Annotated in this window: 15 protein-coding genes; 10 read left to right on the forward strand and 5 right to left on the reverse strand. The window is 55.6% G+C overall.

Going from position 1 to position 22,072, the window contains the following annotated elements; all coding sequences use genetic code 11:
- Window positions 1-22: 22 nt before the first annotated feature.
- The 8 genes from ACQY5R_RS16095 to ACQY5R_RS16130 all read left to right on the forward strand — a co-directional run bounded on the left by ACQY5R_RS16095 (window position 23) and on the right by ACQY5R_RS16130 (window position 9,448).
- On the forward strand, window positions 23-1,459 hold the full coding sequence (locus ACQY5R_RS16095) for a TIGR03752 family integrating conjugative element protein (RefSeq protein WP_428610116.1): 1,437 nt from the start codon (window positions 23-25) through the stop codon (window positions 1,457-1,459).
- A gap of 7 nt (window positions 1,460-1,466) precedes the next feature.
- On the forward strand, window positions 1,467-1,862 hold the full coding sequence (locus tag ACQY5R_RS16100; protein ID WP_083839454.1) for a TIGR03751 family conjugal transfer lipoprotein: 396 nt from the start codon (window positions 1,467-1,469) through the stop codon (window positions 1,860-1,862).
- A 9-nt stretch (window positions 1,863-1,871) separates the two neighbouring features.
- Window positions 1,872-4,592, forward strand: coding sequence for a conjugative transfer ATPase (locus tag ACQY5R_RS16105; protein WP_428610117.1), 2,721 nt, complete (start codon window positions 1,872-1,874; stop codon window positions 4,590-4,592).
- A 119-nt stretch (window positions 4,593-4,711) separates the two neighbouring features.
- The gene (locus ACQY5R_RS16110) at window positions 4,712-5,149 is read left to right on the forward strand and encodes a TIGR03757 family integrating conjugative element protein (RefSeq protein ID WP_428610119.1); all 438 of its coding nucleotides are present in this window, start codon (window positions 4,712-4,714) and stop codon (window positions 5,147-5,149) included.
- Window positions 5,146-6,171 carry a TIGR03756 family integrating conjugative element protein gene (locus ACQY5R_RS16115; protein ID WP_428610120.1) on the forward strand — a complete coding sequence of 342 codons (1,026 nt, stop codon included), beginning with the start codon at window positions 5,146-5,148 and terminating at the stop codon, window positions 6,169-6,171. Before ACQY5R_RS16110 ends, ACQY5R_RS16115 begins: the two co-directional genes overlap by 4 nt.
- Window positions 6,168-7,508 carry an integrating conjugative element protein gene (locus ACQY5R_RS16120; RefSeq protein ID WP_428610121.1) on the forward strand — a complete coding sequence of 447 codons (1,341 nt, stop codon included), beginning with the start codon at window positions 6,168-6,170 and terminating at the stop codon, window positions 7,506-7,508. The genes ACQY5R_RS16115 and ACQY5R_RS16120 overlap by 4 nt, the downstream gene beginning before the upstream one ends.
- A complete protein-coding gene (locus ACQY5R_RS16125; RefSeq protein ID WP_428610122.1) occupies window positions 7,498-7,866 on the forward strand; it encodes a hypothetical protein in 369 nt (122 codons plus the stop codon). Before ACQY5R_RS16120 ends, ACQY5R_RS16125 begins: the two co-directional genes overlap by 11 nt.
- A gap of 16 nt (window positions 7,867-7,882) precedes the next feature.
- Window positions 7,883-9,448, forward strand: a complete 1,566-nt coding sequence (locus tag ACQY5R_RS16130) for a conjugal transfer protein TraG N-terminal domain-containing protein (protein ID WP_428610123.1) — start codon at window positions 7,883-7,885, stop codon at window positions 9,446-9,448.
- Here ACQY5R_RS16130 and ACQY5R_RS16135 read toward each other — a convergent pair.
- From ACQY5R_RS16135 to ACQY5R_RS16155, 5 genes are read right to left on the reverse strand one after another with little or no spacing between them, the layout of a single operon-like run.
- A complete protein-coding gene (locus tag ACQY5R_RS16135; RefSeq protein WP_428610124.1) occupies window positions 9,445-9,675 on the reverse strand; it encodes a hypothetical protein in 231 nt (76 codons plus the stop codon). The genes ACQY5R_RS16130 and ACQY5R_RS16135 overlap by 4 nt on opposite strands.
- A complete protein-coding gene (locus ACQY5R_RS16140) occupies window positions 9,672-12,521 on the reverse strand; it encodes an ATP-binding protein (RefSeq protein ID WP_428610126.1) in 2,850 nt (949 codons plus the stop codon). The genes ACQY5R_RS16135 and ACQY5R_RS16140 overlap by 4 nt, the downstream gene beginning before the upstream one ends.
- Window positions 12,522-12,530: 9 nt before the next feature.
- Window positions 12,531-15,437 carry a DUF1156 domain-containing protein gene (locus ACQY5R_RS16145; protein WP_428610128.1) on the reverse strand — a complete coding sequence of 969 codons (2,907 nt, stop codon included), beginning with the start codon at window positions 15,435-15,437 and terminating at the stop codon, window positions 12,531-12,533.
- A 9-nt stretch (window positions 15,438-15,446) separates the two neighbouring features.
- Window positions 15,447-18,998 carry a helicase-related protein gene (locus ACQY5R_RS16150; RefSeq protein WP_428610130.1) on the reverse strand — a complete coding sequence of 1,184 codons (3,552 nt, stop codon included), beginning with the start codon at window positions 18,996-18,998 and terminating at the stop codon, window positions 15,447-15,449.
- On the reverse strand, window positions 18,995-19,900 hold the full coding sequence (locus ACQY5R_RS16155; RefSeq protein WP_428610132.1) for a helix-turn-helix transcriptional regulator: 906 nt from the start codon (window positions 19,898-19,900) through the stop codon (window positions 18,995-18,997). The genes ACQY5R_RS16150 and ACQY5R_RS16155 overlap by 4 nt, the downstream gene beginning before the upstream one ends.
- Window positions 19,901-20,077: 177 nt before the next feature.
- Between ACQY5R_RS16155 and ACQY5R_RS16160 the strand changes: the two genes are divergently transcribed.
- Both ACQY5R_RS16160 and ACQY5R_RS16165 read left to right on the forward strand, forming a co-directional pair.
- Complete coding sequence (locus tag ACQY5R_RS16160; protein ID WP_428610133.1) at window positions 20,078-20,494, forward strand: HNH endonuclease; 417 nt, start codon at window positions 20,078-20,080, stop codon at window positions 20,492-20,494.
- An 11-nt stretch (window positions 20,495-20,505) separates the two neighbouring features.
- A partial coding sequence (locus tag ACQY5R_RS16165; RefSeq protein WP_428610135.1) for a P-loop NTPase fold protein occupies window positions 20,506-22,072 on the forward strand: 1,567 nt, incomplete at its 3' end.

The raw sequence follows: 22,072 nt of genomic DNA on the forward strand, positions 1-22,072 counted from the left end.
TGAGAGAGGATAGAAATCCACCATGTCGATGGTCACCAGTAATCGTTTGTTACCACTTCTTGCCGGTTCCGTTGTGCTGATGGCGGTGCTCGTCGCAGTGAAGTCCTGTTCCCCGAGTGACCATCAACCCCAGCTGTTGGAAGCCGTGCCACAGGCACCGAAACCGGATGCCGATACCCCGGCGGATACCATCAAGACACTGACGGCCAATGTCAGCGCCATGACTTCGGAGCTCAACGCCTTGCGCCGGGATAACACCGCACTCAAACAGGAAAACCGCGATTTGATCGAAGACCGAAAGCAGATCGAAAACAACGTGCTGTCGAGAGTGCAGACAGCCTTGGAGACAAAACGTACGGACGCCGCGTCAAGCGAAACCACGTCGGCCATCGCCGCGTTGACGGCGAGGGTGGATTCCCTGGCCAACCGCTTTGGGACATCATCGACACAGCGGTCTTCCACGGGTTCTGATATTCCGGTCGGGCTCGGCCTGGATGGTGTCAGAACATCGGCGTCGGAAGCGGAATCACTGGTGTGGGTCAACCCCCTGGAGCTTGCGCCATCGCCTGATGCTGATAAGGAGACGTTGCTTAACCGCTTCACTCGCGGCAGCCGCAATGCGTTAGATAGCGCCGGTCCGGAAGTGAAATCGCTGGTAGCGAAAGGATCCGAAGCCCTCAATACCGCTCTGCCGGTCTACACCGTGCCGCGCAATGCCACTCTGATTGGCTCCACTGGCATGACCGCCTTGGTGGGCAGGGTGCCAATTCAGGGGCAGGTGCGCGACCCCATGCCGTTCAAGGTGATTACCGGTAAAGAAAACCTGGCCGCCAATGGACTGCGCATACCCGGTATTGAGGGCATGATCTGGAGTGGAACGGCTGTTGGCGACTGGACGCTCTCCTGTGTGACCGGGAAATTGGAATCGGTGACCTTCGTGTTCGAGGACGGCACCATTCAGACCATTTCCTCTGATGAAAAGTCCAGTGGCGGCAACCAACGGGGTGGTTCCAGTGGAAGCAGCGATAGACCGCTGGGCTGGATCTCCGATGCGCGGGGCATCCCCTGTATCACGGGCGAACGCAAGACCAACGCTCCCGCATTCCTGACACAACGCATTGGTGTGATGGCCCTCGAAGCCGCCGGTGAAGCGGCAGCACAGGCCGAAACCACAACGCTGATCAATGATTCAGGCTCGGCCACCAGTGTGGTCTCCGGTGAGACCGGTAAATACGTACTGGGCAAAACCCTGAGCGGCGGTAGCGACGAAGTCGCCCAGTGGTTGCGGGAGCGTCAGGCACAGAGCTTCGATGCGGTCTTCGTGCCCGCCGGTGTCGAGCTGGCAATCCACGTTGATCATGAACTCCCCATCGATTTCCATTCCAACGGCAGGAAACTTCATCATGAAACGAATCTTTTCCAGCAAGCGACGATTATCACTGGTTCTGGTCTGGACTAGCGCTCTGATGGTCGGCTGCGCCAGCACTAAAGAGACAGTACTACCGCAGGACGGCCCGACCATGAAGTCCATTTACGATCAGCACATGGTGGATGTTCAGAAGCCAGACCACCGGCGAGTCATCGGTGGTCAGCCGTTACCGCAATCTGGTATCGACCACTACCAGGGCTTTGTGCGAGAGGCTGCTAATGAAATCGACACGGTATTTCCTCGTCTGCCGAATCCTACGCTGGTGATGTATATCTTTCCCCACCTGTCGGGCAGTGAGCGCACCCCGGTACCAGGTTATGTCACCACATTTCCCTTTTATGAAAAGGTGGAGTACGCCTTACCGGGAGAAGTGCCGGGGGAAGTGCCTGGTGAATCGTCCGCAACGGCCAATCACTCGACGTTGGATCAGTAGGAACGCTTGATGCCAAAACATAAACCTAACCTTCCCGAGGGTTCGCCCTTAACCACTGCCGCGGTCAAACAACACTATACCCGCCCGCCGTCGTTTACCGATTTGCTGCCCTGGATGGAATACATTCCCGAGAGTAAAGCTTTTCTGTTAGAGGATGGGGTCAGCCTCGGCGCGCTGTTCGAGGTGCAGCCGGTCGGTTGTGAGGCAAGGACGCCAGCCTTTATGACGCAGCTGCGTGACGCCATTCAAACGGCAATCAACGAGGCCATTCCCGAGCGCGACGACGCACCTTGGGTACTACAGATCTATGTCCAGGACGAGCCCAGGCTAACCCAATTCAATGAGTCGTTGGCCCGTTATCCGTCGCCGGTGGTTCGTGCTTCGGATTACTCTCAACATTACCAGTCGGTGATGTCGAAGCACCTGCAAGCGATTTCCCGACCGGGTGGGTTGTTTGACGATACCACCGTCACCGGTTCGCGTTGGCAGGGGCAGCAACGGCGGATCCGCGTTGTGCTCTACCGCCGTTTGAAAAGCAACGGCAAAATGCCACCCGCTGTTGAAGTGGAGGAGGCGCTCAATGACGTGGCCACCAAATGGATCGCCTCACTGACCTCTGCCGGAATCAACGCCCAACGGGTCAATGGTCAGGCGTTTTATCATTGGTTGCTGAGCTGGTTCAATCCCAATCCACCGCTGGCAGACGGTAATCCAGAATCAATGCTGCAGTTGGCACCCTATCCGGGCGATGACAATTTACCCTTCGGCTATGACTTTGCCGAACAGCTGACCCTGTCGATGCCCCGTTCCGACGAGACAACAGCGACTTGGCTCTTCGATAACTTGCCTCATACGGTGGTGACCATTCAAAGTCTGCGGCGGGCGCCAGATATAGGGCACTTCACGGCGGAACGCCAGGCCGGGGATCAGGTGTATTCGCTGTTCGATCGTTTACCCGAGCACACCATCATGGCGATAACTCTCACGCTCAAACCGCAAGACACTACCCGCAATCACATTGCCCAGATCAAGCGTGCTTCGGTAGGCGATTCCGCTGAGGCGTCGATCACCCGGGAAGATGCGGAACACGTGGAGCGGGAAATGGCGCAGGGGAACAAGCTGTATCCCGTGAGCATGGCCTTCTATGTGCGCGGAGATAATCAAAAGGCGCTACGGAACAATTTGAATCGTCTCCACGCGCTGCTTTTGCCCAATGGTCTGCAGCCCATTGCCCAGGAAGCTGACCTGCTGTCGCTCGACAGTTACATCCGTAACCTGCCCATGGCCCACGACGCCGACCTGGACAAATCCCGCCGACGCTCGCGCCTGATCTTCTCCCGGCATATTGCCAATTTGGTACCGTTCTACGGTCGTTCCCGTGGCACCGGTCATCCCGGCCTGGTGTTCTACAACCGGGGTGCCGAACCGCTGGTCTTCGATCCGCTGCACCGGGATGACCGCAAGAAGAACGCCCACATGCTGATCCTGGGGCCGACGGGGGCGGGTAAGTCAGCACTGCTGGTGTATCTGTTGCAGCAGATGATGGCACGACACCGACCACGGATTTTTATCATCGAGGCAGGGGCTTCGTTTTCGTTGCTGGGGCAACATTTTGCGCACCACGGTCTGTCAGTGAACCAGATCACCCTGAACCCCAATGTCGATGTCAGCCTGCCGCCCTTTGCCGATGCGCTTCGACTGCTGGATCGGCGCCATGCGTTTAATCCGCTTAGTGTCGATGAATCCACAATGGAGGAGACCTTAGACGAAGATGATGAGATCGAGGAGGAAGGGGGCGGGCGCGATATTCTCGGCGAAATGGAGATTGCTGCACGCATCATGATCACCGGTGGCGATGAACGCGAAGACGCGCGATTGACCCGGGCTGACCGACTGCTGATCCGCAATGCCATCTTCCTTGCTGCAAAAACCGTTAAAGAGACCAGTCGTACCCAGGTGATTACCCAGGATGTGGTCAATGCCTTCCAGACCATCGCCACCAACCAGGAATTGCCCGAACACCGGCGTAATCGAGCCCTGGAAATGGGGGACGGTATGGCGCTGTTCTGTTCGGGTCTGGCGGGCCACTTCTTCAATCGGCCGGGACAGTCCTGGCCGGAGGCTGATGTCACCATCCTCGAAATGGGCATGTTGGCCAGAGAGGGCTACGAGGATCAGCTCACCGTTGCCTACCTGTCCATGATGAGCCATATCAACGACCTGGTGGAACGCCATCAACACGACGATCGACCCACGCTGGTGGTCACCGACGAAGGCCATATCATTACCACCAATCCCTTGCTGGCGCGCTATGTGGTCAAGATCACCAAAATGTGGCGCAAGCTCGGTGCCTGGTTCTGGATCGCCACCCAGAATCTGGAAGACTTTCCGGACGCCAGCCGCAAGATGCTCAACATGATGGAGTGGTGGCTGTGCCTGGTCATGCCGAAAGAGGAGGTGGAGCAGATCGCCCGCTTCAAGGATCTCAATGACGAACAGCGCAACCTGCTGCTGTCTGCCCGCAAAGAGCCGGGAAAATACGTGGAGGGAGTCGTTCTGGCCGACAAGGTCGAAGCGCTGTTCCGCAATGTACCGCCAGCCTTGTCGCTCGCCCTGGCCATGACCGAAAAGCATGAGAAGGCTGAACGTGCAGCGATTATGCGTGAGAAGAACTGCTCGGAGCTGGAGGCGGTTTACGAAATTGCCCGGCGCATTGAGCAGTCTCGTTAACAGAATTAGTGCTTGTCAGAAACATCGACGCTCCGTGTCTGAATTATCGGTTTATCCAACATCGTCAATCCTTCAGCATGAATGCTCTGTCAAAGATATGTGGATCTGGATGGCCGCCAGTGAATATTGCAAGAGCTCATCTCATTCTTTCGATCGTTCTAACAGGGATGCTCTGTGAGCCGGTTTTGGCTGACGCAGCATCAAGTTCGATCGAGGTGTTTACCGATTCAATGAACCCTGTTGCGAATAATGCGGACGGTATAACGGTGTACTACATAGACCGTATTGATCGACTTCAGCAAGAACTCTCCAAAGATCTGCCAGTGAATCCCGAAGCCGCAAAACAGACAGCCCTTCGTCGCTTTCAGCGTATGGACAATAAACTCAGCCATGAATTGGAAAACGCTGCTAACGGCCTGGTGCAGGCGGTGCAGTATGGCATTGATCGCTATCCGGCCATTGTCTTCGATGGCAATGCGGTGGTTTACGGCATCACTGACATTCGAGCGGCAACACAACGGTATCGGCAGTGGCAGGCCGGGGAGGCTCGACCATGATGCGCGCTATCCGCCGTAGTGGATTCGTCCTGCTGATGTGGATGCCCCTTATTAGCAATGCTGGAACCATCTCCACCACGGAAATCGTTTCCCAGACCACGAGTGCCGCGCTCAGCTGTATGCGCTGGATGCCGGTGGGGATGTGCTTTTGGCTGCGCTGTTCCATTTACGAATGCGATGTCGAGACCTCAATCAAAGTTGGCCATTACCAGCCGGATGCGGTGGTGAGCAGTTACAACGAACTCGGTAGCAATCCCTGGACGGAGATCCGCAACATTCTTGGAGCCGCCCAAAGTTCCGCCGCGACAGGACTGCTCGGCAGTTTGCTGGCCGTGCCCATCGAGAGCGCTGGGAATCGAACGGAAGGTGGGCAGGGCAACAAGGATCACCGCAATCTGATCTTTCGGGAGACCGATGTCATCGGCCATCCTTTAGGTTCGCTGTCGGGTGTCCTGGCGGGTACCGGCTATTTGTGTGAATCGGAAACCACCTCCTTTTATCCCTATTTCATGTCGAGTCTGGATGCGCTCTCCTGGCGTATGGAAGTCCCGGAGATGTTCTATCCAGCGAGTCTGATACCCGGCATGCGGGAAATCGGCACCTGGCCTCTGCAGACCTGGGGTGGTGTCTACCCCAGAACAGGCTGGACCACACAGGCAGAGGAGCCCAAGGCCGCGGCAATCAATGCGCAGCGAGCCGGGGATATCGTGACCCGGAACGGTCAGCCGCACATTTACGATCAGATCGAACCGTCTTCCAGCTCCGACCAGCGGATTTGGTCGCCGGGTCCATTGGTTGAAGACGATCCTGCCACCGGTGAGTGGCAGATGTTGCTCCCCAAAGCAGAATCAAGCTGCGCTGTTTTTGGCACCAACGATCTCGCCAGCGCCAATGGTTGGGGTGGTGGCCGTGTGGACGAGGAGGGTGATTACGCCTGGAACCTGTGGAGGCCTTATCAGTGCTGTGAAAAAGAAGGTCAGTTTTTTCTGTTCGACATCAACTGGATCGATTACCCGCCATGATCAAACACAACCCTATTCACTGTCTGCTGATCGCTTTGGCCGTCGCTATTGTCCCCGACAGCTATGCCGCTCAGGCGCCCACAGAAGATGGGCTGTGGTATTACGAGATCGGTGGCGCTGAACCGGTCTCGGTACCGGCGAACCCCGCCGTGGTCTCCACGACGTTGGGAGGCTCTGCCCAACTGGGACTCGGCTACAGCTGCGGCAAGTTCGATCCGGTGGTGGCGGTCACCAATACCCTGAACGACATCGGCTCCGGCGTCGACAACATGATGAACGCCATGACGGCAGCGGCCACCAGCGCCATAGCGTCGTTACCTGCACTCATTCTGCAGCGAGCCAACCCCGGCCTGTACGATCTCTTCCAGAATGCCCTGATCAAGGCCGAAGAAACCATGCAGCTGGCCACCAAATCCTGCGAGCAGATGGAGGCCGAGATTGCCCAAGGCAAGAACCCCTACGCCGATCTGATCACTCTATCCAAAGGCAACGACTGGAAGGTGCAAATGGGTATAGGCGGCAATGATGCCGTCACCGCCAAAGATACGGTGGAATCCTCTAACGGCGATAACGGTGTGCCCTGGATCGGCGGGCAGGCCGGAGGAACCGGCCAGCCAGTGCTGGAGTTCACCGGTGATATCGTCGAGGCTGGTTACAACATCAATATGAATCGCGCCGTGACTGACACCAGCCCGGTACCGGCCGCATCGGCCACCCGTCTGTCGGAAATCTGGGGGTCGCCGGCCGAAGCCCGGGACTGGACCGTGGATGTGGTGGGCGAGAATATCGTTACTACTTGCGATACCTGCCGCAAGGACAGCATTCCCGGTACGGGCCTGCTGCCGAAGCTCTATCAGGAATCCGCCACCGTCACCACCGAGATCCAGAACCTGGTCAGTGGCGCGACACCACTCACTCTGACTAACCTGGAGCAGATCACCGCACCCGGCGTTGCCATTACCCGCCAGGTGATCGAAGCGATCCGCGAGATGCCGGCCTCAGAGCAGAGCCTGATCATGGGCCGCCTGGTATCCGAGATCAGCACCGCGCGCACGGTCGAGAAGGCACTGTACGCCCGACGTCTGCTGCTGTCGGGGCGGCAGGTCCCTGAGGTCTACGCCACCGAAGTGGCCCGCGAGCATGCCGACAACTCCATCGCCGAGCTCGATAAAGAAATCGAAAACCTGCTGTTTGAAACCCGTGTGCGCAAGGAAGTGGTGTCCGACACCGTTGCCACATTACTGGAGCGAGCAGCTGCCAAACGGCAGAGTTCACTTACCGTACCGGAAGTCCCCACCCTGGATCCCAATCCGTTGCGAGGTGGCCGTGTTCAATAACTTCCGGTCAAGGCGAAAAAACTTTCTGCTATTCACCACCATGGCCGTGTTGCTGACAGCGCTGGTGGGGTATTTCCTGATGCACCGATTACAAACGGATTCCGTGCAATCCGTTCAACAGAGCATCGATGCCTGGCGGACGATACTGACAGCCCTGCGCTGGACAGTGATCGCTGTCGTCGCTATTGGCTGGAATCATCTGGTTGTGTGGCTGACTGATACGGAGATCCTGAGCCAGGCCAAAACAACCCGACTAACAGGCTTACGCTGGCGCGCCGTCACTTGGCTGGTTTTGCTCGAATTGGTGTTAGGGCAAGGTGCGTTGGTCAATGCCATTGGCTTGATGGTTAGAGCTTGATCATTGGAGCAGGGCAATGAGTGTCGATAGCTATCTGGAGCTCTTTACTTCCCTCTTCGGCTGGACCTTCTACGGCATTCTGTGGGATGTGCTGGTCAGTACCGGCATCGTCTATCTCCCGTTTCTGGGCATCCTGATCGACAACTGGCGCGAACCGGCGCAGGGCGGTGAGGTGGGCCATGCCAGTGGCCTCTCACTGCGGCGCATGGAGATCGAGCTGTTCATTGCGCTGTTGGTAGTCGTGCTGGCCGGGCAACCCGCTACCCTCACACCACTCAATGCCGGTACCTTGTCCTACTCGCCGCCGCCGACCTTGCTGAATCCAACGCCAACAACCGCGACCGTAGCGGCCCCACAGAGCACCTATGGCACGACCGGGTTCACGGGTTCTGCCGCAACAGTCAATGTTCCCGTCTGGTGGTACGGCGTGATCGCCCTCAGCTCCGGCCTGAATCACGCGATTGTCCAAGGCCTCCCAACCGTGGCGGATATGCGCACATTCGAGCAACAAGCACACCTGGCCACCATTGCCGATCCGCGACTCCGGCAGGAGGTGAGCGATTTCTTCAGCCAGTGCTATATCCCGGCCCGCTCCAAATACCAGGCTGAACGACCAAACACGGCGGCCATTAATGGCATTCTCACCACCTACGGTGCCGATGATCCCGACTGGATGGGCGCACACGTCTACCGGGAAACTGCAGGCTATTACGACACACTGCGCCCGGCCAACCAAATTACCGGCTGGGCTTACAGCGCGGCCAGGGATACGGAATACGATCCGGCGACTCCGCCAGCCTGGGGCAAACCTTACTGCAAACAGTGGTGGGAGGATGGGGCCATCGGCTTACGTGAAAAGCTGATCAACGAGGCGGAAGCCACCTCTGCCGGTTTTTCCGGACTGGTGGTCGCTATCGCGCCGGCACTGGCCAGCGAACAACAAAATGACGCCGTCGCCAAAACCGTACTCACCAATGCGCCGCCCTCCTGGTCGAGCAACGAACTGATCGCCAATAATGCCTCCGGCTCGGGTTTGTTCAATACGGCAGGAAATATTGTCAAAGGCGGCCTGGCGACCGGTGGTGTGGTCACCGCATCGGCCCTGTTTTCCGTCACCATGACCGCCGTGCTGCAATCATTGCCCATGGTGCAGGCCATTATGCTGCTGGGCATCTATGCCCTGTTACCGCTGGTGGTGGTTATGTCCCGCTACTCGATTACCATGATGGTGGTGGGCGGCATGGCCATCTTCACCATCAAGTTCTGGACAGTGCTCTGGTACCTGGCCATGTGGGTGGATCAGAACCTGATTCTGTCCATGTACCCGGACGTCAATGTGTTCCTGCAGATCTTTGCCAACCCCGGCGAACACGATGCCAAGCGTATGCTGTTGAATATGATCACAACCAGTCTCTATCTGGGATTGCCGCTGCTGTGGAGTGGGATGATGGCGTGGGCGGGGGTGAAAGTGGGGCGGTCAATTGATGCTGCGACGAGCCCGATTAAGGCTCCCGCGCAGGACGCGGGAAACCAGGGAGGAAGTATCGGGAAAATGGCGCTAACCAAGGGCAAGAAGCGTTAGTCCTTTTCGTACCAGCCAGCGGCATCAGTGCCGTCGTCGAGTTTGCCGGTTCGGTAATTCAGTACGCCTCCACGAACAGAGTCTGAGCTTGTTTTCTCAGAGTCCGTTTCGGCGCTTTCAGCGAAAAACCCAAGAACATCGCGCAGAAAATGGCCGATGGTAGCTACGACCGCGAACATGGCCAGTAATACTCTGCGAGGACGGGATTTTTCGGCTGTTGAGGTCATGATTCCTCCTCAAATTCCGCTGAGTTGAAGCGCAGGACGTTGCAATTTTCCTTGACCGTGCGTTGCATGGATTCGTCGAATCCGTCCTGGCTGGTCGCTTCAATCTCAACAGATATTTTGACATTTACGCCAAGTTTGGCGGTGAACTGCTGTACGACTTCATCAATGATTGTAGCAAAGTCCATTTTGGCTTTGACCGGATCAAGCGAGATGGTTCCGTAAAACTGCTTTTTGGTTGCGGTTGGCGCAGGTGTACCAGTACCGCCTGTTGAACCAGGCGTTGGCGACGGTGTTACTGTGCTGCCACTTCCGCCAATGGATGTTGTCGAGCCTCCTGGTTCACCACCCATACCGCCAGGATCCGGCGTGGGCTGTGGCGGCTGAGCTGTGCTCTCGCGGTAGGCTACCGCAGCTTCGCGATCGATGAGAAGCGAGGATTCATCCAGAGTGGCGATCGAACCGCGTCCGAAGGTAAAGCCCAGGTAACGGTCACCTTCCTTCCCCGAGGCAAAAGCGAAGAAGTCATCTGTCTCAACGCCCTGGTTGATGGCATTGCGGAATACACTGTCATTGACCAGTCGTGGCAGGTAGAGATAGTGGCAGCAGTCCTGCCAGACCTTTAGCGCGCCAACATCTTTCGCATCGCCCTTCAGATACCACTGGTTCAGTATATTGCGGAGATGGATAGGCGACCACTCGTAGATCATCCATTCCTCTTCACGCAGTCTCTCTTCGATAGCCTGAATCAGACTGGGTGCTGTGGGGGATACCGAAACCACTTCCCAGTTCAGCGTCGGCTTACCTTTTACAAACTCCTCAACGGGGGCAATCAACCACTTGTAGGTTTCCCGCACCAGTTGCGACAGGGATTGTTCAGCGCCATCGCGATTGCGTTTGGCCTGATTCAGGTGGGAGAGATCCTGATTCAAATTGCCATTTTCAATGTCGGTGACAATGGATTTCCACGCCAGGAAGATACGTGCCTGTTCCTTGAGCCGGCTGACCACATCGTAATCCGGCGCCAGGAAGATCAAACGGTTCTGTTTTTGCCGGGGCTGGTCGCCACGGTTGCGCAGAATCTCTTCCGCGGCCGTAAATGCCTGATTGGTCTCACTGCGACTATAGGCGGCATTGGTCGGCAGCACCACCAGGCGAGGGCCCGTGCCATAGTCATCCGGCACATCGACAGACGGCGTGAAGACATGCACGCCACCAAACTGGTGATTGCGCCCAAACACCTGGGTAACGCGGGTTTTCAGCATGGGCAGCAACTCATCGCGCTCGCTGATGTTCTGTTTGCGGCTTTCCATCTCTCGGCGCAGGTTGGGTTTGGTATCCAGCCAGTACCGGTCCTTGTCGGAATAGAGGTAATGCAGGCGATCCCGCAAGCGTTTAAGCACGTCCTCGAATACACCAATGGTTTGTCCGGGTTGCACGGTACCCAGCAAGATACGTTCGACCTGAACGCCACGAATCATCTGATCCGTAGTGGATGGTGCACTGCCAAGGAAAATAGTTCGCGCAGTCCGACGGGCCGCCTGGACACCACCAAACAGCGTGTGGTGGCCATCGATATCGTGGGGGGCAGAACGGGTACCATCCACCTCGCGCTCAATGACCGGTTCCCAGCCTTGCGGCAGGTAGTGGATGCTCTTGTTGCGCACATTGCTGTCTTCCAGCGGCAGCGAGCCGGGCATGATCAGCGCATCTTTGTTGTCCGAGTTCCACAGGCGATGAATGACGATCGCCATGTACTGCAACACACCCCGAGTGCGCTGGAATTTCTCCAGCGTGGACCAGTCCTCGTAGAGACGGTCAAAAATCTCCGGGTGGATCGGATACGAACGGCACAGACGCTCGAAGTATTCGTTGGACTGAGTTTCGACCGGAAATTTCTCGGCATTGTTGCGATAGAAGTCGGAGAACTGACGGCTGATACCTTCCACCTCGGCGCGTTCGCCGGGAGTCTCAAATAGGCGGCGTCGCACAATCTCGAAAGCTTCCTCGGTACCCACCGGCTTCCAGACCGACTCCACCCGTGCAAAGTATTTCTCCAGGGAGTTAAGCGCCCGCTGGCCCATGGTGCCACCCACTTCCAATTCCGATTCAGGCAGTGAGGCTAATAGAATGGCATTGGGTACCGCCTTCAGCGCTTCGGTGAGCGCCTGAACAAAGCTGATGTTACTGTCGAAGGTTCCAGCCTTGTATTGTTTGCCCAACTCCAGTTGGCGGATAAAGGCGACCAGCTCGTCAATCAGAATCACGCAGGGGGCAGCCTTGCGGATCAAGTCGGTCAGCACCTCTTTGCCAGGGGATGTGCCATCGGCGTCGCTGTCGGCAACCATCCGAAAGCCTTCTTCACCGAGCAGCTGAAAGGCGAGCTCACCCCAGAGAGTGTTAACCGCAATACCGCTGTAATTGCGTGGCTGGCTGGGGGATAGCTTGATGCCGTCAATGACAGCAACCTTGGCGTGGGGGAGGCTTTGAATGCCTGCTTCATCCAACACCGGCGGAATGCCGTGGAGCTTTTCCGTGCCGACCTTACGGGATGCCAAGTGGTACACAGCCAGAAGGGTATGGGTTTTACCGCCACCAAAGGCGGTTTGCAGTTGAATAACCGGATCGCCACCGTGGCCGGCCAGACGCTGTGCGACAGAGATCAGCAGCAGGCGCATGCCCTCGGTAATGAATGTGCGGGAGAAAAACTTCTCCGCATCCTGATACTCATCCGTTGCCGTACCATTGGCTACTTGAGTGATGTCGGCAGCAAACTCCGACTGCTTAAAGGTGCCTTCCAGTACGTCCTTATGGGGGCGGGCAATCTCTCGCCAAGGTTTCAAGCTCATGGTTACTCCTTACAAATCCAGTCCGAGTTCGGTTTGCGATCCACTGTGGCCTACCTCGTGAGAGGCGGTGACAATGGCGTGCCAGGAACCGATTAATTCGTTATAGGCGCGAGCCTCTTCTGCCCACTTTTTGCGTTCGCACAGTGTGTAGAGGTGGTAGGAAAGCTGACGAATGGATTCGCCTTTTTCTGGCATTTTGGCCAGCAGCTCACCGGCAGAGGACTCCCCCTGATTGTTCAGGCTGCGAATCATCTGGTGGCAGGCTTCCCAGATGGGCGTGCGGCTGTCGGTGGTTGGGTCCCAATCTGCCTTGTAATTGGCCCATTTAAGCAGGCGCACTTTACCGCCACCGGATTCCAGTACGCCGGCTTCGCGCACACCTTCCACACTGGTGCCCTTGGCGCGTGAGAGTGTGTCGGCCTCGCCGAAGGGGCCGTTTCCCCAGCCGTATTGTTCAAACCAACTGGAGCAGAACTGGGTGTCGGCATCGAAGCTACCGGAATCCGGGCTCAGGTACTCGGTAATGGCGCGGTTAATCAGCACCAGGGCGTCGTGAACACTCATGCGGGAGCCGTCCTGGTTGAGCACGGCTTCGTATTTGGAGTAGATGGCCATACCGGGGCCAATGGCAGACTGGGCCAAATCTACTGGTGCGATAGGTGTTTGGCCACTCTCGCCGCCGATCATGGTTTCCAGTGCCTCGGGCATCTCTTCCCGTAGTTGCCGCTGGAAGTCGCGACGAGAGATGGATTCGGCGTTGGTTTCGCGTTTGCGACAGACCAAAACGATAGATGACGCCAAAGCGTTAGAACTATTGTCCCGAGCTCGACCTGGCTTTTCTGTTCTAACAGGCCAAGTTCCATCGATAGAGAAACCTGCCTGGATCACCGCTTCCAGAAAAGTTACCCATCCAGTGCTTAACGTGTCGTTTTCTTTTGTGTCGGATTGTTTGAAAGCGTAGTAAATAGATACCGGAAAAGCTGGGTGGGCTTTCTCCGAAAGATTATGGATAGCTCGCGTCATACCTTCCATAAAGAAATTTTCAGCTTTTACCCTTCCACCATGCCGAGCTGGTGTTGCCACTAACTCTTCAGCTTTTGGTACCGCGATTGAACCAAATAATGCGGGATAAATTTCCCTCAAAGAACGCCGCATCCAGACATAAAAGAAATCAGACAGGTCGGCGTAACCAATATTGTCGTAATAAGGAGGATCTGTAGAGATAATTTTATCACTACTTAAATCCTGTTGAGCAGCATCTGATTGCTTTGCTATCCCTGGTGTTCCTGAACCCAAAGCCTCAAATCCCTTAATCATTCGCTCAAACAAATTATGAAAACTACCAGAAGATTGGCAAAAAATATTGCTCTCTGCAAAATCCCACGTCATAGAGATTGCTTGCCTAGAAAATACGCTTCTCATTTGGGTGTTAGCTGAATTCCACCCGCAAATTGTGGCGCCATGATTAGCAACTTGCTCAATTAAAAATGCAAGATAAACACTAATCGCTTCGCCATAAGCCGTTGCTCCTGATCCACCTTGATCAAGGCCAAGATGATTGTCGTCCATACCTGATTTGATTGAATCTCGAATAGCTTTGCTACGGGCTTCTCCCACTAACTCGGAAAAAGCACTTAATGCAGTTAGTTGCCGTGGCGTAAACAAGTCACTCCATTTTTTCATCCCATAGTTGCCAACGCGAAAACCTAAGGCCTTTTCGAAAAATTCAACATCGGGCTTCCATTTGGGTTCGACAATTGCTGCTTCGGACTGATCTGTTAGCGGTGAAAGATAAACCCGACCTTTCTGTCCTTCTACGACAATCGCCATAAGCTTCTGGCCCATTCGACCATTTTGGGCTTCATATTTAATATGTTTGGCCGATATTGGCGAGCCAGACACAAGGCATCTGAAATCGGCTCCTCTGTCTCCGGACTTGGTGCCATTCTTGGTATCCGTAGGGTATTCACCTAAATGTACGCAGAAGCGATACTGATCTCCCTCTATCACTGGTTCTACATAAGCTTCCTTTCCCTTTTTGCTTGAAAGTATAAAACTTGATGCGAGAGGCACATCCACATGATTAAAAGCCGGATTGGGACTCTTAACCGTTCTGGCCCAAAGCCAGGCGATTACGGTCAACTCCTCACCTTCATAGGCTTTCAGGTCGGGGCGTTCGGCGACCATCTTAGAAGTGATCTTGGTCTTTGGGTACAGGTGGCCAATGCGCTTAAAGGCCTCCTCGCGCATCCAGTGGCCGTAGCGACGCACGTCTTCAGCCAAGCCTCGGGCACCAGACCAGTCATCCGCATAACTGTTTGTGTATTTCTCACCTTCGGGCAGTGGGCCGACGGGTTTCTGTCCGGCAAATTTGGGTGGAATCTCGATCATCGCCTTGTTGATCATGACCGCAACGGGATTCAGGTCGCTTGCGTAACTTTCTAAGCCCAGGCGCTGTGCTTCTAAGGGAATGGCACCACCGCCGGCAAAGGGATCATGGAATGCAGGTAGTCTGTCTGGGTCAAACAGCTCAGCCGCCCGCGGATGGTTGCGGTTCAAATGACAAGTCTCGCGCCAGCTCTCCCAGATCGCTGCGCGAGCCCGGTTTAGCACCTCTTCGTTATTGGTGTTTTCCCACTTCACCAAATCACGAATGATCTGGAACAGCTTTTCGCGCTTGATCTCCGCTTCTTTCTTGTTGACGCCGTAACCGATTTCCCGCTGGTAACCGGGGTCGTTTACCATCTGAGAAAATAAAACTGCACGGGCCGCCGCTAACGGACGACGTGCCCACCACAAGTGCAGGGTGCTGGGGTGGCCGTGACGAATAGATTTTTCCCGCGCCGCGGCAACATTGATGTCATCCAGAGGCAGTGCAACCTCAATCAGCTTTTTGGGTGTTTTTATTGTGGTCATCGTTAAACCTTAAATTGTCTTCTCTGGTGAGGCTGCCTTGGACAGCAAATCACCCAAATCGTAATTAATACTGGCCACGCCAAAGTCGGGCTCAGAATTAAACGGGTTGCGGACATAGTGCGGGCCCTCAAAGTTGTCGCCGTCGACAATCACGATGGCCAGCAGGAACTTATCCGCCTGGTTCAGCGCATAGATGATTTCGTTGCGGCTGACCGTGATGGTGCTCTGGCCCTTGGCACGGCCCTTGACTTCAATGTGGCGATCCTGCTTGAGCGAGCCATTCGGATTGGCCGGTGGACGCGCGGTGACGTCCCAGCCGCATTTTTCGGCTGAGACATCTTTTATCTCGTGACCAAACCCTTGCTCCACGGTTATAACCGCCTCCATGGCGACTCTCTCGATGCGGGAGCGGGCAGCGGCATCGGCACAGAAGGTGGTCTCGCCTTTACGTTGGGCAAGTAAACCCTGCGGAATCACCAGCGCACCACCAATTACCACTGGGGTGCTGGACACTACGGCCTTCAGGGATTCCAGTTCGCGTTTGCGTTGGTTGAGGCGTTCAGTCAGTTCATCCACGCGGCGGCGCGCCATCTCTGGCTGCATGCGCGGTTGCTTACCGGCAGAGACATCGTCACTGAGTTTGATGTAGCGGTCAGACCAGTAGTTGATCTCTTTAACCAGGCGCTCGTTGACTGCAGCCAGCACTTTGTCGGCCTGCCGTTCGCGCCGGGTTTTGACCTCCTGGTAGTGCTCTGGCACCAGGTGTTGCGAGGCGTGGTTGAGGGCCAGGCCTTCCAGGTCGGTGCTGATCCAGGGGGCATTGAGGATGTCCTGCACCAGTTTCAGGTCGTAGTCATCGATGGGTTGCAGGTCGAGGTGGGGCGCCCAGCCGGCGTGGTAAGCCTTACCCTGTTGGTCGATTTCGACGAACTGCAGGCGACGAGAGGCTATGTTGGATTGGTCGCCATGCTTTTCCGACTGGGGTTCGCGAACGCTGTGATCCACCATAAAGAGGATGCGCGGTTCTACGCCGTCATTGTTGGGGTCCACCAGTACCGCGCCTTGCTTCAGTTTGCTGCGGTGGGCTGAGAGGATCAGGTCTGTGGTGGCATGCATCAGTGGGTGGCCGGGGTGTACGAGGTCGGCCATGGGCTTACCATGGACTCGTACTAAATCCTTCTCGAAGCAGATGCGTTCGTACTTCTTCAGTACGGGTGTGCGACTTTCTCCTATGACACGGTCGCGTTCACGAATGGCTGCTGGCACATGGCGCACCTCGTAGCGCCCGGCTTCGCGGGGGCGCATTTCGCCGGTGAGGTTCTGGAAAGCTTCCGTAAAGAAAGCGCGGATGAAATAGGGCTGCAGCTTGCGTGCCTCGGCCTTTTCCATCTCCTCCTTCACGGCATACAGGTCTTCCAGACTCATGTGTTGCTCAACCAGGGCGTTGCGGCGCAAGATCTCTTTCAGGTGTTCGGTATCCAGCGCACCATCGATCACCTGGTGCAGTTTGGCCTTGACCTCTGGTGACTCCCCGTAGCGAATGGCTTCGACCAACAGCTCTTTTAATGAGCGATTTTCGAAGGCTTCGCCGAGGATGTCGAATACCTTGCCGCCGAGTGCCTGCTTCTCCACTTCGAGTTTCTCGAACAGCCTCTGAAAGACTTCGCCTTCACGGGTCTCCTTGGCAATCAGGTTCCACAGGTGGCAGACCTCGGTCTGGCCGATCCGGTGAATGCGGCCAAAGCGCTGTTCGAGTCGATTGGGATTCCACGGCAGGTCGTAATTGACCATCAGATTGGCGTTTTGCAGGTTCACACCTTCGCCGGCGGCGTCGGTGGCCACCAACACCTGCACATCGCGATTGTTGCGGAATTCTTCCTGCGCTTTGCGCCGATCGTCACGGTTGGTGCCGCCGTGGATAGTAATGACTGCCTCCGGCCTGCCTAGCATGCCACCGATGCGGCCCACCAGATAATTCAGGGTATCCTTGTGCTCGGTGAAGATGATCAGCTTGCGGCGGCTGCCCGACTCATTGTACATCTCAGGCCGATCCTGAAGCAGGTGGGAGAGTTCTTCCCATTTTTTGTCGTTACCGGATTGCACAACGCCCAGCGCCTGGTATTCCAGATCCTTGAGGATCAGGATTTCCGCCTCCAGTTCGGGAATGGTCTCGGCTGCGGTTGCCTGGTCGACCACCTGGTCGGCATAGAGTTCGTACTCTTCGGCGCTCAGTTCTTCATCCAGCTCATCGAAATTGTCCGGCAGATCGAATTGGCGATTGACGGTATACTCGCCGAGCGTTGCGGCCACACCATTCTGAACACTGTGGCCGCGCACAACCAGTTTCATCTCTTCCAGGCGGGATTCGAGGCGCTTGCGGCGGCGCTGGAGGGACTGATAAATAGCCTCGGGGCTGGAAGCAAGGCGGCGCTGGAGCATGGTTAATGCAAATCCAACATTTCCCTTCCTTTTACCATCCAGATTGTCGGCCCGATTCATTTCGTTACGAACGTAATCGGTTACGGCAGCGTAGAGCGCGGCTTCGGCATCCGACAGCTCATAGTTGGCGCTGTAAGCGCAACGTTCCGGAAACAGTGGGGTACCATCGAACTTGAGCAGCTCCTCCTTGACCATACGGCGCATCATGTCGGAGACATCCACCTTGTGAGCGCCTTCTCGGAATTTGCCGTAGAAGCGGTCACCGTCCAGCAGGGAGAGCCAGATCTGGAAATCTTCTTCCTTGCCGTTGTGGGGGGTAGCTGTCATCAACAAGAAGTGGCGGGTGATGGAGCCGAGCAATTCACCCAGCAGAAAGCGTTTGGTTTTATTGACCTTGTTGCCAAAGTAATTGGCGGAAAGCTTGTGGGCTTCGTCGACGATAATCAGGTCCCACTCGGTGTTCTTGAGCTTTTCCTGATACTCCTCGTTGCGTGACAGCTGATCGAGGCGGCAGATCAATTGGTCCTGCTCGTCGAAGTAGTTGCCCGAGGCGCATTGCTCCTGCTTTTCACGGCTAAAGATCTCAAACACAACGCCGAATTTTTCCAGCAATTCATCCTGCCACTGCTCGGTGAGGCCGCCGGGCGAAACGATCAGGATGCGTTTGGCGTCCGCCCGCATCAGCAGTTCGCGAATCAGCAGGCCGGCCATAATGGTTTTGCCGGCACCGGGATCATCGGCCAGCACGTAACGCAATGGCTGGCGAGGGAGCATGGATTCGTAGACGGCGGATATCTGGTGTGGCAGCGGCTCCACATTGGAGGTGTGGACAGCCATCATCGGGTCAAACAATGCCGCTTGGGATATGCGGAAGGCTTCGAGTCCGAGCTTGAACTCGGCACCGGGGGCGTCGAAGGCCCAGGGGCGACCGGACTGAGCCAGTTCAAGGCGGGCCTCATCGGAGCGGAACAGCATCTGCTCGGCCAGGCGGCCCTGGCTGTCTTTGTAGTAGACGGTAATGGCGCTATCGCCTACAGGTTCTACCTGGACGATGCGCACAACCTCTTCGCCCTGTATGCCTCGAACTTGAGCGTCTTTTTTGATGTCTTCGAGCTTAATCATGCGCCTTCCTTGGTGATCTGGTCGCTCTGGCTGTAACCGGGCGCGATAACGAGGTTGTCAACGCCATACAGCGCCTGCCTGTTTTTTAGCCAGAGGTGGTATTCAGGGCCATCCATGCTGTGTTTTTCTGAGCAGTCGACGTTCCAGCGCCGGAGGACGTAACCGGCCACGGCAGCCCGAACATTGACCTTCAATACCCCATTCTCCATCGCGTAATCCGTTTCGATGGTCTTGGGGTGCTTTAGTTTGGGGTGAGGGACGATTTCCAGCTCCACGATGCGATTCCACTGGATGTCGTGTTCCCGGTTTTCGTGCTCCTTAATAGGCCCGCCAAGGATTTCAGGGTCGGAGATACGGGTAATAACAAAGTCGGAGAATCTTGAGCGTTTCCTGTCGTAGCCACGGATGTGCCAACGCAGACCGTTATCAACCAACACAAATGGCACGACCTCGCGCGTGCTGCGGCCGCTGCTGAGGGAGCGATACACCAGGCTGACCACTTTCTGCTGATGGATGGCTCTGGTCAGTACGGACAGGGTCTCCAAATCTGGGTTATTGAGCTGTGCCGGGGTCTCGCAGGCAATCAGTGCCTTATGCTTCCCGACAAAGTCATCCCCAAATCCGTGGGCCAGAGCCGCCAAGGCCTGGCTGGGGGAGTAATCGAACAGGGGTTCAAAGGAGGGTGCCCGGATGTAGATCTTGGCTTTGGTGTCGTATTCCAGGTTCTCCGGGGCCAGATCCTTGTATAGCGTAATGTCCCTGGTGGCAGCGGCCTCCTTTATGCCAAAGCGGGCCACCAGATCGCTGCGCCCGATAGCTCCCAAGAAACAGGCTTTGAAATCAATGTGCGACAGCCGCTCTCGCTGTGCCTGGTTGATATCCTTTGGGATGGGGTTGGGCATGTGTTTGTCCAGTGTGGCTCGGGTCGGATCGAGAAGGCTCCTATAATATTAAAGATATGAAAATAATGTCAATATGATTTGTTGACATCATCAAAATGATCATGATTTAATTCTGGGCATTGGGAGTGGTGTTTAGCAGGGCGCTAAATGCCATGTTACTGACTTGAGAATGAGAATATGGGTTTCACCGAAGTCAAACTTGACCGCATTTACCAAAGGACAGAAGGGCGCTGCCATATTTGCCGAAACCAGTTGAGCTTACTCAATTATGGAACGCTCGGGAAGCGAGGGGCCTGGGAGGTTGAGCACTCCAAGCCGAAGTCAAAAGGCGGCACTGATCATATGAATAACCTCTATGCAGCCTGCATTCCATGCAATCGGAAAAAGGGCAACTCCTCGAACACATCCGCTCGATCTGTAAACGGCTACAGGTGTGCGCCGCTTTCCAAGGTCAAGCGGGGTGAAAATACGGTAGCGGGTGGAGTTGTGGGGGCGCTTGCCTTCCTGCTGGTGCCGCCGCACTTGCGGTTGGCGGCTGTGGTCGTTGGCGGGGTTGTTGGTGCGGTGGTGGGTAAATCATACGAGCCGGACTGAAGGATTCTGACATGTGGCATGACAATGAGACTACGGTTGACTATGTCAACTTCCGGCTGGTAGCCAAGGCTTGTGCTGAGCTCGTTCGGGACGCAGGAGGCGAGCCAATATCCATCGGAATATCTGGTGGTTGGGGCATGGGTAAATCCTCCCTCGTTCGAATGGTCGCGTCGGAATTATCGCTTGACCAGGATTCCAGCAAGAAAGCCGATGGACAGGGTGGTACAAGGTATATCGTTGTTACCTTCAACCCGTGGCTCTATCAAGGTTTTGAAGACGCCCGAACGGCACTGCTGCAAACCGTAGGGGACGCGGTTCTCAAGGAAGCCGAGAAGGATGCTGGTCTGTTTGAGAAGGCCAAGTCGCTTGTTAAGCGAATTAATCTCCTGCGCCTGGCTCAGCTCGGAGGAGAGACGGCTGCGACTATCATCACCGGAGTGCCTGTCGGTCTCATTGGGAAGGTGGTGGAGTCTGGCACAGAGGCGTTTAGGAATAAGTCTGTTCAGGAAGGGCATGCTGCAGTACAGGAAGCACAAACTGCTACAAAAGGCCTGTTGAATGAAGCCCAGCCCATTTCTCTCCCCAAAGAAATCCAGTCATTTCGTGATGCGCTGGAAAATCTTCTCGAAGAGCTAGGGATCACGCTGGTCGTCTTTGTCGACGATCTCGATAGGTGTTTGCCGAAAACTGCAATTTCCACGCTGGAGGCAATTCGTTTACTGCTGTTTTTGCGACGAAGTGCTTTTGTCATCGCAGCTGATGATGTCTTCATCCGCGGTGCTGTACGGGTGCATTTTGCGGGTACTGGCCTGGATGACGATATCGCAACTAATTACTTCGATAAGCTTATTCAAGTGCCACTGCGTGTACCAAGACTTGGTCCCAATGAGACCAAAGCCTATACCGCATTATTGTTCTTGGAGCGCGCTCATCGCAATGGTCAGCTTGACGCTGAAAACTTTGATTCTGCGAAATCCAGTGTCGAGACGCGATTGAGAGAAACATGGACCGGGAAGTCCGTAGATCTGACGTTTTTGGAAAGTCTCGCCCCGCAAGGGAGTTCTGAGCTTCTGGGTTTGATGGGGTTGGCTGAGCGGTTGGCTCCGCTGCTATTCAGTGCAAGTACGGTTCAAGCTAATCCGAGGTTGGTCAAACGTTTTCTCAACACTGTATTCCTGCGCAAGACCCTGGCTAAACCTCAAAATATCGACGTGGATGTCCAGGTTTTAGCGAAGTGGCACCTTCTTGAGCGGTGCGATGAATCAATCGCGAATGCGCTTGCAGAAAGGGTTTCTGCTGAGAACGAAGGCAAAGTTGAAATTCTTCGCGAGGCAGAGGAAGTTGCGAAAGAGGAGGATCAAAAGCTTCCCACGCTCTTTGGCGACAAAGAGTTTGCGCGTGAGTGGCTCAGGCTCGAACCGCCTCTTGGCGACATGGACTTGAGGCCTATATTGCATCTAAGCCGCGACAGCACGATCAGGGATTTTGGCGCGGATGAGCTAAATGCCGCTGGCAAGGCGCTGCGTGATTCGCTGGTTTCCGCTCGAACATCAAATGATGCATTAAAACAGCAGATTC

The organism is Sedimenticola sp. (assembly GCF_050289425.1).
GTDB lineage: Bacteria > Pseudomonadota > Gammaproteobacteria > Chromatiales > Chromatiaceae > Sedimenticola.

What these genes read in the sequence shown, in the direction of transcription:
- ACQY5R_RS16095 (WP_428610116.1), top strand. Translation starts at nt 23, where the DNA reads ATGTCGATGGTCACCAGTAATCGTTTGTTACCACTTCTTGCCGGTTCC.
- ACQY5R_RS16100 (WP_083839454.1), top strand. Translation starts at nt 1,467, where the DNA reads ATGGTCGGCTGCGCCAGCACTAAAGAGACAGTACTACCGCAGGACGGC.
- ACQY5R_RS16105 (WP_428610117.1), top strand. Translation starts at nt 1,872, where the DNA reads ATGCCAAAACATAAACCTAACCTTCCCGAGGGTTCGCCCTTAACCACT.
- ACQY5R_RS16115 (WP_428610120.1), top strand. Translation starts at nt 5,146, where the DNA reads ATGATGCGCGCTATCCGCCGTAGTGGATTCGTCCTGCTGATGTGGATG.
- ACQY5R_RS16120 (WP_428610121.1), top strand. Translation starts at nt 6,168, where the DNA reads ATGATCAAACACAACCCTATTCACTGTCTGCTGATCGCTTTGGCCGTC.
- ACQY5R_RS16130 (WP_428610123.1), top strand. Translation starts at nt 7,883, where the DNA reads ATGAGTGTCGATAGCTATCTGGAGCTCTTTACTTCCCTCTTCGGCTGG.
- ACQY5R_RS16135 (WP_428610124.1), bottom strand. Translation starts at nt 9,675, where the DNA reads ATGACCTCAACAGCCGAAAAATCCCGTCCTCGCAGAGTATTACTGGCC.
- ACQY5R_RS16140 (WP_428610126.1), bottom strand. Translation starts at nt 12,521, where the DNA reads ATGAGCTTGAAACCTTGGCGAGAGATTGCCCGCCCCCATAAGGACGTA.
- ACQY5R_RS16145 (WP_428610128.1), bottom strand. Translation starts at nt 15,437, where the DNA reads ATGACCACAATAAAAACACCCAAAAAGCTGATTGAGGTTGCACTGCCT.
- ACQY5R_RS16150 (WP_428610130.1), bottom strand. Translation starts at nt 18,998, where the DNA reads ATGATTAAGCTCGAAGACATCAAAAAAGACGCTCAAGTTCGAGGCATA.
- ACQY5R_RS16155 (WP_428610132.1), bottom strand. Translation starts at nt 19,900, where the DNA reads ATGCCCAACCCCATCCCAAAGGATATCAACCAGGCACAGCGAGAGCGG.
- ACQY5R_RS16160 (WP_428610133.1), top strand. Translation starts at nt 20,078, where the DNA reads ATGGGTTTCACCGAAGTCAAACTTGACCGCATTTACCAAAGGACAGAA.